This is a genomic window from Flavobacterium polysaccharolyticum (assembly GCF_038739875.1).
Classification (GTDB): domain Bacteria; phylum Bacteroidota; class Bacteroidia; order Flavobacteriales; family Flavobacteriaceae; genus Flavobacterium; species Flavobacterium polysaccharolyticum.
Genome location: NZ_JBCGDP010000015.1, coordinates 68,337 through 80,844, shown reverse-complemented (window position 1 = coordinate 80,844; position 12,508 = coordinate 68,337). Strand labels below are relative to the sequence as shown.

Genomic DNA, 12,508 nt, shown 5'->3' with positions numbered 1-12,508 from the left:
CTAAAATAGCTAAATTTACTCTAGCTCTTTTTGACTTGGTGGTAGAAAATTTTCTCCTGTTACTACACTTTTTCCAGTTTTCTCTTCTAAAGCTAGTCGGGCGTTTTTGGCAATTGCTCCTCCTTTCTTACTGGCTTTTGCATTTTCTAAAAGTCCCTTGGCTTCTTCTGTTTCGGCAATTTGTCGGGTAGAAAGTTCTGCGAGAGCTGTAAAAATTAATTCAGCTTCCGTCATATGATCTTTTAAATTTTGAGTTTTCAGTCCTTTTATTTCTTTATGATTTTTAACAGATAATCCTGTCCATTCCTGATGAATGATATTGGTCAACATTGCAAATTCATCTTTCTTTTCCACACCCGATTCTTTCCAATAATCGGTTAATTTATTGCGAGTCTCTTGTCCAGTCATTCGTTGCTGAATCCATTTTTCGCTACGTCCCAATTTTTGCCAATTTTCACGAGCACGGTCTAAACTTTGGGCGGGATCTGCCAATTCTTGCATTCGTTCATAGCCCACTTTTGCTAACCATTGCTTGAACGGTTCTGCTTTTGGAGAAGGAATGGATTGAATTAAGCGCAATAAAGTTTCCGTATCGGCGGTATCTGTCAATCTATTTTTACCATCTTCGGCAAGCATTTTCAACTGTACGATTTTATCGTACGCTTCACTTCCTTCGTTATTTAGCTTCTTCTTTAAATCAGTCCAATATCGTTTAGGGATAGTACTATCTGTTAAAATCTGAATAACATCAATAACTGAGAAATACCAAATTTCTTTTTCAGCATCGTAATGGCTTCGTACTTTTTTGGCTTCGAATAATTTAATTGGGCTCATAATTAAGGGATTTTTAAACTTACATAAGAATTCTAAATATAAGAAAAACAACTTACTTCTTTTATCTTTGACTTCAATTTTTACCCAAATGAACTTCGTTTTTTACTTTCTTTTATTGATTAACGTATTGGCTTTTATTTTAATAGGCTACGACAAAATAGTAGCTCAAAAAAATAAAAGAAGAATACCCGAAACAACCCTTTTAACCTTCGTGTTCTTCGGAGGAACTCTAGGTAGTGGATTAGCAATGCTTTTGTTCAGACATAAAACAAGGAAAACCAGTTATCTTATAAAATTTTGGTTAATAGTGGTACTCCAAGTTTTGGCAACGATTGGCTGGTTTTATTCTAAAACAGTATCCCTTTAATTTTATTTCGCTACAAACATACATTCGAATAGGAATTTTTTCCCATTTCCAAAATGAAACAAAAAAGGAATACCCCAATTCGGAATATTCCTTTTCATAATTTATTCGTAGTAACCTTTACTGTAACGATTCGAAACCTAATTTTAAGCGTACGCGATCTAAAACCCCATTGGCGATGGTTGCTGCTTTTTCGGCACCTTGTTTCAATAAGGCGTCTACTTCTGTCAGGTTATTGATGTAATAATTGTAACGTTCTCTCTCGGTTTTGAATTTTTCTACAATGAGTTCAAACAAGGCTTGTTTGGCGTGACCATAACCATAATTTCCTCCTAAATAATTGTTTCTCATCCTGTCAATTTGGGCTTCGTTGGCCAATAATTTATAGATAGCAAAAGCGTTACAAGTATCAGGATTTTTTGGATCTTCCAATGGAGTACTATCGGTTTCGATGCTCATAATTTGTTTGCGTAACGTTTTGTCATCCAAGAAAATATTGATGACATTATTGGCTGATTTACTCATTTTTCCGCCATTGGTACCAGGAATCAACATATTGTCTTCTTGGATTTTGGCTTCGGGTAACACAAAGGTTTCTCCCATTTGGTGATTAAATCGAGAAGCCACATCACGAGTGATTTCAAGGTGTTGTAACTGGTCTTTTCCTACGGGCACAAATTCGGCATCATACAATAAAATATCGGCAGCCATCAACATCGGATACGAAAACAATCCAGCATTCACATCGTCTAAACGATCGGATTTGTCTTTGAAAGAATGTGCCAAAGTCAAACGTTGAAAGGGGAAAAAACAGCTTAAATACCAAGACAATTCAGCCGTTTGAGGTATATCGGATTGGCGATAAAAAATGACTTTATTGACGTCTAGTCCACACGCCAACCAAGCTGCTGCGGTACTATAAGTATTGTTTCTTAAGGTTTCGCCATTTTTGATTTGTGTAATCGAATGCAAATCGGCGATAAAAAGGAATGATTCATTTTTTGGATCATTCGATAATGCAATTGCGGGTATAATTGCGCCTAATAAATTACCCAAATGCGGAGTTCCTGTACTCTGTACTCCCGTTAATATTTTTGCCATTGTTGTAGTTTCTGAATCGCAAAGTTCGCAAAGTTTGCCCGCTTTCCTATCATTTTTGGGTAAAATTTTATGAGTAAAGTGTTCAAAAGGCTTTGTTCATTTCTCGGAAAACCTTTTCAAAAGACCAGAATTTAGAGATTTAGTATTTTACACTTCTAAAAAAAATCAATAGGGAAGAATTGTTTAGGGATTTTTATGGATTTTTTTCTCTTTTTTTAACCGTATTTCTATAAATTGCAAAAGACAAAAACAAATAGTGCTATGACCGAGATAGACGCAGAAAGAGCCCGATTACTCGAAAGAAAAGACAATAAAGGTTGGAAAAAATGGGGTCCCTATTTAACCGAAAGACAATGGGGAACTGTTAGAGAAGATTATTCTGCCAATGGAGATGCTTGGAATAGTATTACTCACGATATGGCGCGTTCCAAAGCCTATCGATGGGGAGAAGAAGGAATAGGAGGAATCTCAGATAACAAACAGCATATTTGTTTTGCTTTGGCTTTTTGGAATCACAATGATAAAATTCTTAAAGAGCGATTTTTTGGACTCACCGGAAACGAATCCAATCACGGAGAAGATGTCAAAGAAATTTATTATTACCAAGACGCGACACCAACACATTCTTACCAAAAAATGTTGTACAAGTATCCACAGACGGCATTTCCTTATGAAAAACTAGTCAAAGAATCTAAAAAACGCAATCGCCAGCAACCAGAATACGAACTTTTGGATACGGGCATTTTTGATAAAGACGCTTACTTTGATATTAGCATTGAATATGCCAAAGCCGATCAGCAGGATATTTTGATTCAAATTACTATCGAAAATCAATCGGATGTGGCGGCTCCTATTACAGTTTTACCTACTATTTGGTTCCGAAACACTTGGTGCTGGGGCTATGACAATTACAAACATAAACCCTCTTTGGTGGGCAACGGAAAATCAGTAATCGAAGTCAATCATCGTTTGGTAGGACATTATACTTTGTATGCAGAAAATGCAGATGAACTGCTTTTTTGTGAAAACGAAACCAATTTTCAACGCTTATACCATTCCGAAAATTTAGCAAAGTATACCAAAGACGGCATTAACGATTATATCATTAATAAGAAAAAAGATGCTGTAAATCCGAATAAAATAGGAACTAAAGCTGCTGCAAAATACGAACAACTTATTCCCGCTAAAGGAAAAAAAGTAATCCGATTGCGTTTTACCAATCAAACGCCAAGAGCTCCTTTTGAAGATTTTGACGCCATTTATGCCCAACGTTTGAAGGAAGCCGATTTGTTTTATGATAGTTTGCAAAAGAATATCAAAGGGGAGCATTTGAAATCAGTACAACGTCAAGCTTATGCTGGAATGTTGTGGACCAAACAATGGTATTACTACAATGTTTATGAGTGGATCAAAGGAGATCCTTCGATGCCTAAACCCGATGCGAATAGAAGCAAAGGAAGAAATAGTGCTTGGAAACATATGTACACTTCCAACATTTTGTCAATGCCTGATAAATGGGAATATCCTTGGTTTGCTGCTTGGGATTTGGCCTTTCATACTTTGCCTTTGGCACGATTGGATCCCGATTTTGCCAAACGACAATTATCGGTGATTTTGAGAGAATATTATATGCACCCTAACGGACAAATTCCTGCTTACGAATGGTCGTTCTCGGATGTGAATCCTCCCGTACACGCTTGGGCAACCTGGAAAGTGTATGCCATTGATAAAGAGATGAATGGTGGTAAAGGCGACCGTGTTTTCTTGGAACGCATTTTCCATAAGTTATTGCTCAACTTCACTTGGTGGGTAAACCTGAAAGACGAAGGAGGAAACAATATTTTTGGAGGTGGATTCCTTGGAATGGATAATATTGGTGTTTTTGACCGTTCGGCAGCTTTACCAACAGGTGGTCATTTAGAACAAGCCGACGGAACGGGTTGGATGGCAATGTATAGCCTGAATATGTTGCGAATTGCTTGTGAAATTGCGATTGAAAATCCGGTGTATCAAGATATGGCTTCTAAGTTTTTTGAGCACTTTTTACATATTGCTGGTGCTATGCAAGCCATTGGCGGAGACAAATTGAATCTTTGGGATGAGGACGATCAGTTCTATTATGATATGTTGCATAAAGAAAATGGCGAAGCCGAATTGCTCAAAGTGCGTTCGATGGTTGGATTGATTCCACTTTTTGCTGTTGAAGTTTTAACCCCAGAATTATTAGACCAATTGCCAGATTTCAAGCGTAGGGTGGAATGGGTTATTTCAAACCGACCAGATTTGGCTGCTTTGGTTTCAAGTTGGTACAATCCCGGAAAAGGAGAGAGCAAGTTATTGTCTATTCTTCGTGGGCATAGAATGAAGATGATTATGAAACGGATGTTCGATGAATCGGAATTTTTGTCTGATTTTGGTGTTCGTTCCTTGTCTAAATATCATAAAGAGCATCCTTATCGATTTACCTATGATGGTGGAACCGTTCAAGTAGATTATACACCTGCCGAAGCTACTGGAGATATGTTTGGCGGAAATTCCAATTGGCGCGGCCCAATTTGGTTCCCAATGAACTATTTGATTTTAGACTCACTCGAGAAATTCTGTAACTATTACGGAAACGATTACAAAGTAGAATTTCCAACGCATTCAGGAGTAATGATGAATATAAAAGATGCTGCTGATGAGGTAGCGAATCGTTTACTCTCACTTTTTGTCCCCAATAAAGAACAATTTATACCCATGTATGGGCCTTATGAAAAGTTTCAAAAAGACCCCAACTTCAATTCGAATCATTTGTTTTTTGAATATTTTGATGGCGATACCGGAAAAGGATTAGGCGCCAATCATCAAACAGGATGGACGGGACTTATTGCCGAAATCATTCATCATTTGAATAACGATTCGGAACAAATTTAAATGTAGAGTACTATTTCCCTTCGAGATAGTACTCTTTTTTTACCTTTTAAAATTGTGAGGCTCGGAATAAATGAACGCAGACTCCGAATCAGTCCTTTTCCTTGAATTTAAAATTGGATGATAGACACTTTGGTTTAAGCTCTAATCAATAGCTAGACTTTTCCATATGCTCTTTGGAATTAGAGTTTGATAACTCAGTAAGTTGTTTTTAAGTAAAGTGGCTTTTTCTGTGTTTTGATAGTCTTTGTAGTAGGCGTATTCAAAGAAGAAACCCCAAAATTGGACCACAGCTTCAGTATCGGTTTGAATTAATTGGAGTTTATTGATTTCCAAATTCTTGGCATTTTGGTCTAATAGCATTTGGAAAGATGCTTGTAAAAGGGCTAATTCTATTTCGCCAACTTTGCCTTTGTTCAACAAACGTTGCAATCTTTTTCTATCCGTAAAAAAAAGACCAGATTTTGAGGGAATGGTAGTAGCAAAAAAAAGTGCAATTGAAATGAGGCCAACTATACCATTGAAACCATTCCAAGCGGAATCAAAGTAATAAAAAAGAAAAAGGAAAACACCACCAAAAAGCAATGAAAACAATGGGCCAGCACCCAAAATTCTTGCAAATTGTATCTTTAAATTGCCCTCTAAGTTTATTGGTGAAGTGGCAGAAATACCACCAAAGTATTGCATTTCTTTGTTGAAAAATACTCTTACTCGCTGGTTTTCTCTTTTCAAACCAAAGAAAGCCACGACAAATAATTGTAATTGGTGTTTTTGTAAAAGTCCTGCTGTTAAATGTCCTAATTCGTGCAAAGCAATGGCAAAAAACGGACCCACTAAAAGTGAAACGAAAAAAGCAAAAGTCTCAAAATCACCTTTGGGATAGAATTTCATAAGGAGTTCTTTGGGAATGAAATGTAAAAAAGTAAACATTGCAATACCTCCAATTACGATCCCTAGTAACGATTCGATGATCATTTTTTTATTCATAACAGCACTGTTTTAGTTGTTGTTTGATTCGTTTTTTTTGTTAGTATTTATTTGAGTCAAACGTTACAACTAGGTTATGAAAAAGGGAGTTGGTATCTTACACATCAATAGCGTCATAAACCACAACTTTTTGCCAGAGATGCGAATACTTTTTGACAAAGTCTTGATGAATTGGGTGATCTTGATACGTTTTTTGCCCTTTTTCATCTTCAAAAAAAAGAAGTTCTGAGACATCCCAAGAGGTATCTACCACTTCGCGTTTTTCGGTCGAGGCCAAAAGTCCCACGTGAATTTGTTTCACCGTCGGAATAGCTGCTAAGGTTTTGAGTCCTTCAATTAGTTGTGCTTTGTCGGCGGTAGCATTGGGATTTTTTAGCCAAAAAAACACATGATGCAATAAAAACTTTGCTTGTTTTGGACTTGTGTTCATGGCCAATCCTACACTTGCCACACCGGCCAAAGCAGTTGATGCGATAAATCGTCTACGTTTCATTTCTTCTGATTTAAAAGTATATAGAACGTAAATATCGAAATAAATAAAAGTAAATATGAAAAAATAGTGCGATTTTTATGTGGTAGATTTGTTTTTCTTCCAAATGAAGCCATCCAAGAGATAATGAGTAAATTGTGGTACGGTTAGTAAGGGTACAATTAAGAAATACCAATTTGAAAAATCTTCTGTTGTACCTGACAATTGTTCCTTCCAAACTAAAATTTCCCAAAGATATTCTTCAGAAAAAGCAATCAAAAGCAAAACGAATAAGAAGAGTAAAAGTCCTTTAAAATGTTTGAAATAGTATAACGAATGCAATTCTTTGGATGGTTTTTTATCGATTTCATTGAGATAAATAAGTGCTATGTACGGAATGCCATGAGAAACGACATTAAGCAAAGTAAAAATCAAATCGTTATTAAAATAGACAATTCCGAAAAACCAAGACAAAATGGTTCCTAGCAGTATTGCATTTTTTGGTATATTAAAATGATGGTATTTTATAGCCAAATAACAAGTTCTAATTATATAAAGAAGGAGTACACAACCATAAATCCAGCTCAAAGCCATAATCAATAAAGGGTTTTCGAAATGCAAGAATTCGTTTTCAACAAACCAATTAAATTCCCTTGGAGACGATAAAAACCAATACAGCATAGGGTAAATTGTTGCGGTATAAATTATTACGTTATCAATCCAAGCCCATTTTTTAGATTCATTTCGTGCATATAAACGCATAAAGCCATATTGTTGTCTGATGAAATGAAAAACAGCTATATATGCCATTACAGACCAAAAGACTTTACTTCCAAAAGAGAATAAAACGATTCCAATTAAAAAGCATACAATAGGCAAACCGATTAGTAATTTTTTCTTTTTTTGAAATTCGCTTGCAACAAAATAGGTTTTAAATAAAGTAGCATAAACGTGTGCGACATCGATAAAAACAATTAGAAAGAGCCAAGTGTAAAAGGAATACTTAGTTTCTATTTGTTGCAGCTGTTTTTGAAATAGAAATACAACACTAACCACCAAAAAGGAAGGCGATAAGATAAATATACTATCTGTTTTGGCTTTATGAATCCAAGGTTGTTGCATCGAGCATTGTATTTACTGCGTTAATTCCTTGATGAAAGGCTTCTTCAAAAATAGAGATACCCGATACATCACTATGAGCAAAAAACAGCGTATTGTCGATAGGTTTTATAGCTTCTTTTTTGGTATCACTAAAAATAAAATTAGGAACAGGACTAATCATTCCGTGACCTAATAAATGAACTTCGATACTTTCAGTTAAATATTCAATAGTGGGATGGGCTATTTTTAAATCATCAAAAACCATTTGTTTCCAATATTCTTTGGTCTTTTTATACACTTCTCGGCGTGTTTTTTTCAAATCGGCACTAGAGAAACTGTAATAATAAGTGATTACTTTTTTATCCTGTAGTTGTTGAAGGGATTGATGTTGGTCGTAGACATATCCCAAACCTTTTGAACCATAAATTACATTATCCCAACACAAAGGAAACCTTCCGTTATCGTTTATATCAGACAAAACTAAAGTAGCCAATAGCCAAGGAGTGTAATGAAAATGTGAAGCCAAATCTTTTCGGTCTTTCAACAGGTATTGATTTACAAACTGAGGTGTTGCAAGTATAATTTTTTTCGCGGTTATTGCAATGGTTGTTTTGGTTTCATTATCAAAAACTTTGGCAACTGCTTTATGAATATCATTTTCAATTTCGAAAACCAAGTGGTTTTTTAGTGATTTTCCTTTTACATATTTTTTCAGGTGATTGGCTAATCTTGAGTTTCCTTCAGGCCAAGTAAGCACCGAATCTTGATGATCTTCGGAAGCATTTTGTTTTCTTGCGGCAAAATAATGAATACCTGCATAAGCAGAAACGTAGGAGATTCCTAAACCAAAATCATCTTTGCAACAATAATCAATATAATCAAAAAGAGGTTTTGCTGTAAAATTTTGGTTCTCAAACCATTGTTGCATAGTCAAAGTATCCAATGCTTTTACTGCTTTATTTTTGGATGATTCAGCAAGAGGTATTGTGAACCAATATTTTCCTTCTTCATCTTTTTGGCGTCTAAAACCATCCATTACTTTGAAAAAGCGAACGAATTCTTGATCTTCAGCGGCAGCATTTCCTTCCTTTGGCACGACTCCTTCTTGCCAATTATTTCTATAGAACAAACGTTCTTCGGGAGCCAAAGTCAGCTGAGTTTCATCGAATTTTGGAAACCCTTTGGAGTCATAACCTACGATGATTTTTTCTTCTTCTAAAAATTGCAATAAGGCTTTGTCCTCTAAATTCGGTAAAGGCAAATAATGGGCTCCCAATGGATATTTAGAATACTGGTTCTCGCCATTGGATGAATTGCCACCTAAATGATCTTCTAATTCGATCATTAAAAAATCAGTAATTCCTTTTTTAGTGAGTTGTCTGGCCGCACTCAATCCAGAGATTCCGCCACCAATAATTAGATATGGAACGGTAATTTCTTTTGATGGTTTAGGAAAATTTTTTGCTCTAAGACGATGCCCCAAAATATGATTGGTTCCTGATAATCGAATCAAAAGAGTAACCACTTTTTCTTTACACGCCTCCAATAAAGGAATAGCGAGTAACGAAGTAGTTATTATTTTTAGAAAGTTTCTTCTTGAGTTATTGTAATTTTCCCCATTCTTCATCGAAATAGCGTACTAAAATTTGGTTATCTAATCGATTGATTTCTATGTCTTTTGAAATCATATCTTGAGAAAAATAATTGAATTTATCAAATTGATAATTATAAAAACGCAAAGCATCCACTTTTCGGTTTACTGTATTAAATGTAGTACCAAAACCATTAATTGCGATGGTAAAACCCCATTCACCAAACGACGGAACATACGCGTGATAAGCATCAATTTGCGGAAAAACTTGCATTACCGTTTTATTAATACACCAAAAGGATTTGGGTGCAAAATAAGGCGATGTGGTTTGAATAACGACCACAGCATCTTGGTTTAAAAGGTTTTGAATCGTAGCATAAAAATTAAGTGAATACAATTTCCCTAGACTATAATTGGATGGATCTGGAAAATCAATAATCACGACATCAAATTTTTCTCGACAATTTTTTGCCCAAATGTAAGCGTCTTTATTAAAAACAGTCACTTTAGGATTGTTGAGCGAATTAGCATTAAAACCGCTTAAGATGGTATTGGTTTTAAACATTTTCGTCATTCCTTCATCCAAATCCACAAGAGTTACTTTTTGCACCTCTTTGTATTTCAAAATTTCTCTAACGGCAAGTCCATCACCACCGCCTAAAACCAAAACATTCGACACGCTTTTTGCCATTGATAATGCGGGATGCACCAGCGCTTCGTGATAGCGGTATTCATCGGTCGAGCTAAACTGTAAGTTATTGTTGAGGTACAGGCGATAATCACTTTTGTTGTGCGTTAAAACAATTCTTTGGTAAGGAGTAGTATTGGTATAAACAATGTTTTCACCATAGAGTTTTCCTTCTGAATAGGACAAAATTTTATCAGAGAATATAAAAACAGCTAGTAAAATTAAAAAGGAAAGTATGGCTTTACTTCGAACCAAATGTACTTTTTTCAACTCATTTTTGAGTAAGTAACATAGGGCAATTGCAATAGATACATTGATCATTCCGAAGAATAAGGAAGTACCCATAATGCCTAGTTTTGGCACTAAAACCAAGGGGAATAATATGGAAGCCAATAAAGCTCCAATGTAATCAAAAGTAAAAACGTTTGAGACTAAATCTTTAAATTCGACTTTGTCCTTCAGAATATTCATCAACAGTGGAATTTCTAATCCTACCAAACAACCTGTTACAAAAACAAGGAAGTAAAGTATAAACTGAAAGGAATTAATACTTTCAAAAAGCAGGAACAAAATCACGGAGCTCAATCCTCCAATTAATCCAACCAAAATTTCAATTTCAACAAAAGTATTGAGCAGATTTTTGGTCAAAAATTTTGAAAAGTAGGAGCCAATTCCCATCGAAAAAAGATAAACTCCAATGATAAACGAGAATTGTTTTACCGAATCGCCCAATAAATAACTGGCCAAAGTACCCGCGACGAGTTCGTAAACTAGTCCACAAGTAGCAATGGTGAATACGGCAAAAAGTAATAAATATTCAAATTTTAAAATCTTTTTACCCATGAATTGCGGCACTAATGATCATTGAAATTCCAATGATGAAGGCTCCAAAAACAATTGCCAAAGCCACATTATTATTTTTTGAAATTTGAGCCCAAGTATTTTCGGGAGTCAATTTTTCGATAATAAAATAGGTAATCAATAAAATTGCAATCCCTATAAGCGAAAAGACAATAGATGCTAAAATAGGTCTCATAGTTAAAATTTCCATAGTATTTTGTTTAGTTATTTGTGATAAAAATGATTTACTGAGCGATTGCCTTGTGCCGGGCGATAGTTCTCCGTGGTTTCGCAATCGCAAATGCTATTGCCTTGCCAATTGTAATACACAAAAAGCGCATAAAATAAACTTCCTACGAGCAGTGCAATGAAGTTGGATTGCACAAATTCTTTTACTTTTTCCATATTGTATTTAAAATGATTATTCCCATCTTTTTTCTTCAAATGACTTTTCTAAATAATAAATAGCAACGACAAATACGGTCATAAAAATATAAATCATCCAGACATTTCTTGTAGAGGGACTTGACCAACTCGCTTGAATTTGAACCGTTTGATTTTGAGCGTCTTCAGTTGCTTTCATCGGGGTAATGACCAAATGGTATTTACCAGCAGCTACTCCACAAATATTAAATTCTTCAGAAGTATCACCTTCTGTCCAATTTTCACCATCGGTATAGCCATGATAGTATTCTATATCCTTGTTAGCATAAACTTCGTCGCCATTTTTTTCATTGATCAATGCTACTTGTACATTAGCCCAAGAATTATCTACATTAGAATGCAATTGAATAGTCAATGGAGCCGAACTTCCTTTGAGTTCAAAAGAAGGGGTAATAAAATCTTTTTTAGCATATTCATCAAATGCAATGGAGGTATCGAGAACCTTTTGTTCGACACGATCTTTGTTAAGGAACCAATGAGTAATCAAAATTAAAAAAGCAATACCACAAAAAATAAGAGCTGTATTTCTAACATTTATAAGAAAGGGTTGTACTTGACCAATGCCTCTTTTTGATGGTAAAGAAGTAGTAGCGAAAGCTTTTTTTATCGCTCTATTGGAAATATGTTTTCCTAAGAAAGTTGTTTGTTGATGGCCTACTTTTTCAAAACTAAGTAAGAAGGGCGGATGAATATATTCTATAAGCTCAACATTTTTATAAACATCAAAATCGAAAAAGCCTTTTGAGGCGACTAGCTTTGGATAATAATAATCGTAACGATCATAAGTGATTTCGTCATGTTCTACTGTTAAAGGATGATTGCCAACTTTTCTATCATAAGTAATCTCGTTTAAAAGAATCCAATGGCCATCAGATTCAGAGAGGTATAAAAAACTTCCATTTTTTGATTGTAAAATGTATTCTCTCCACTCAAAGTCTTGGTGTGATTTGATTACTAATCCTGTTACTTGATAGTCAACATTATCAAATACGGCAGTTTTGCCAATCTCAAATGTTTTCTCAAAGGAGCAGGGTTGAGACTTAATATAGAGCGAAAGACCTGCACCTTCTTTGTTTTTATAAACATAGTTACAAGCAGGGCAAGCAAAAACTTCAACTTCAAAATTTACCTCAAGAGTTGTAGTTGTATTACAATTAAAACAAGGGACAGTCATGT

General features: G+C 35.2%; 12 protein-coding genes. 2 read left to right on the top strand and 10 right to left on the bottom strand.

The annotated features are described in order from the left end of the window. Positions 1-15: 15 nt before the first annotated feature. Positions 16-834, bottom strand: a complete 819-nt coding sequence (locus WFZ86_RS14695) for a BRO family protein (RefSeq protein ID WP_342692625.1) — start codon at positions 832-834, stop codon at positions 16-18. 88 nt (positions 835-922) lie between these two features. On the opposite strand from WFZ86_RS14695, the gene WFZ86_RS14690 reads away from it, so the two are divergent. Beyond that, positions 923-1,201 (top strand): DUF1294 domain-containing protein, encoded by a 279-nt coding sequence (locus WFZ86_RS14690; protein ID WP_342692624.1) that lies wholly within the window; start codon positions 923-925, stop codon positions 1,199-1,201. Between the two features lie 117 nt (positions 1,202-1,318). Here the strand turns inward: WFZ86_RS14690 and trpS are convergent, their stop codons facing one another. Further along, on the bottom strand, positions 1,319-2,299 hold the full coding sequence (gene trpS, locus WFZ86_RS14685) for a tryptophan--tRNA ligase (protein WP_342692623.1): 981 nt from the start codon (positions 2,297-2,299) through the stop codon (positions 1,319-1,321). A 261-nt stretch (positions 2,300-2,560) separates the two neighbouring features. On the opposite strand from trpS, the gene WFZ86_RS14680 reads away from it, so the two are divergent. Further along, the gene (locus tag WFZ86_RS14680) at positions 2,561-5,215 is read left to right on the top strand and encodes an MGH1-like glycoside hydrolase domain-containing protein (RefSeq protein ID WP_342692622.1); all 2,655 of its coding nucleotides are present in this window, start codon (positions 2,561-2,563) and stop codon (positions 5,213-5,215) included. Between the two features lie 141 nt (positions 5,216-5,356). Here the strand turns inward: WFZ86_RS14680 and WFZ86_RS14675 are convergent, their stop codons facing one another. The 8 genes from WFZ86_RS14675 to WFZ86_RS14640 form a co-directional block, all read right to left on the bottom strand. Continuing rightward, positions 5,357-6,199, bottom strand: coding sequence for a site-2 protease family protein (locus WFZ86_RS14675; protein ID WP_342692621.1), 843 nt, complete (start codon positions 6,197-6,199; stop codon positions 5,357-5,359). A gap of 97 nt (positions 6,200-6,296) precedes the next feature. Continuing rightward, positions 6,297-6,692: a Dabb family protein gene (locus WFZ86_RS14670; RefSeq protein WP_342692620.1), complete on the bottom strand. Its 396-nt coding sequence runs from the start codon at positions 6,690-6,692 to the stop codon at positions 6,297-6,299. Between the two features lie 75 nt (positions 6,693-6,767). Further along, complete coding sequence (locus WFZ86_RS14665; RefSeq protein ID WP_342692619.1) at positions 6,768-7,790, bottom strand: hypothetical protein; 1,023 nt, start codon at positions 7,788-7,790, stop codon at positions 6,768-6,770. Further along, complete coding sequence (locus WFZ86_RS14660; RefSeq protein ID WP_342692618.1) at positions 7,768-9,396, bottom strand: FAD-dependent oxidoreductase; 1,629 nt, start codon at positions 9,394-9,396, stop codon at positions 7,768-7,770. Before WFZ86_RS14660 ends, WFZ86_RS14665 begins: the two co-directional genes overlap by 23 nt. Further along, complete coding sequence (locus tag WFZ86_RS14655; protein ID WP_342692617.1) at positions 9,371-10,891, bottom strand: polyamine aminopropyltransferase; 1,521 nt, start codon at positions 10,889-10,891, stop codon at positions 9,371-9,373. The genes WFZ86_RS14660 and WFZ86_RS14655 overlap by 26 nt, the downstream gene beginning before the upstream one ends. Next, positions 10,884-11,099, bottom strand: coding sequence for a DUF350 domain-containing protein (locus WFZ86_RS14650; RefSeq protein WP_342692616.1), 216 nt, complete (start codon positions 11,097-11,099; stop codon positions 10,884-10,886). Before WFZ86_RS14650 ends, WFZ86_RS14655 begins: the two co-directional genes overlap by 8 nt. Before the next feature lie 14 nt (positions 11,100-11,113). Next, on the bottom strand, positions 11,114-11,293 hold the full coding sequence (locus tag WFZ86_RS14645; protein WP_342692615.1) for a hypothetical protein: 180 nt from the start codon (positions 11,291-11,293) through the stop codon (positions 11,114-11,116). A gap of 16 nt (positions 11,294-11,309) precedes the next feature. After that, complete coding sequence (locus tag WFZ86_RS14640) at positions 11,310-12,506, bottom strand: DUF4178 domain-containing protein (RefSeq protein WP_342692614.1); 1,197 nt, start codon at positions 12,504-12,506, stop codon at positions 11,310-11,312. Positions 12,507-12,508: the final 2 nt, after the last annotated feature.

Coding starts and splice junctions, on each gene's coding strand:
- WFZ86_RS14695 (WP_342692625.1), bottom strand. CDS start 834: ATGAGCCCAATTAAATTATTCGAAGCCAAAAAAGTACGAAGCCATTAC.
- WFZ86_RS14690 (WP_342692624.1), top strand. CDS start 923: ATGAACTTCGTTTTTTACTTTCTTTTATTGATTAACGTATTGGCTTTT.
- trpS (WP_342692623.1), bottom strand. CDS start 2,299: ATGGCAAAAATATTAACGGGAGTACAGAGTACAGGAACTCCGCATTTG.
- WFZ86_RS14680 (WP_342692622.1), top strand. CDS start 2,561: ATGACCGAGATAGACGCAGAAAGAGCCCGATTACTCGAAAGAAAAGAC.
- WFZ86_RS14675 (WP_342692621.1), bottom strand. CDS start 6,199: ATGAATAAAAAAATGATCATCGAATCGTTACTAGGGATCGTAATTGGA.
- WFZ86_RS14670 (WP_342692620.1), bottom strand. CDS start 6,692: ATGAAACGTAGACGATTTATCGCATCAACTGCTTTGGCCGGTGTGGCA.
- WFZ86_RS14665 (WP_342692619.1), bottom strand. CDS start 7,790: ATGCAACAACCTTGGATTCATAAAGCCAAAACAGATAGTATATTTATC.
- WFZ86_RS14660 (WP_342692618.1), bottom strand. CDS start 9,396: ATGAAGAATGGGGAAAATTACAATAACTCAAGAAGAAACTTTCTAAAA.
- WFZ86_RS14655 (WP_342692617.1), bottom strand. CDS start 10,891: ATGGGTAAAAAGATTTTAAAATTTGAATATTTATTACTTTTTGCCGTA.
- WFZ86_RS14650 (WP_342692616.1), bottom strand. CDS start 11,099: ATGGAAATTTTAACTATGAGACCTATTTTAGCATCTATTGTCTTTTCG.
- WFZ86_RS14645 (WP_342692615.1), bottom strand. CDS start 11,293: ATGGAAAAAGTAAAAGAATTTGTGCAATCCAACTTCATTGCACTGCTC.
- WFZ86_RS14640 (WP_342692614.1), bottom strand. CDS start 12,506: ATGACTGTCCCTTGTTTTAATTGTAATACAACTACAACTCTTGAGGTA.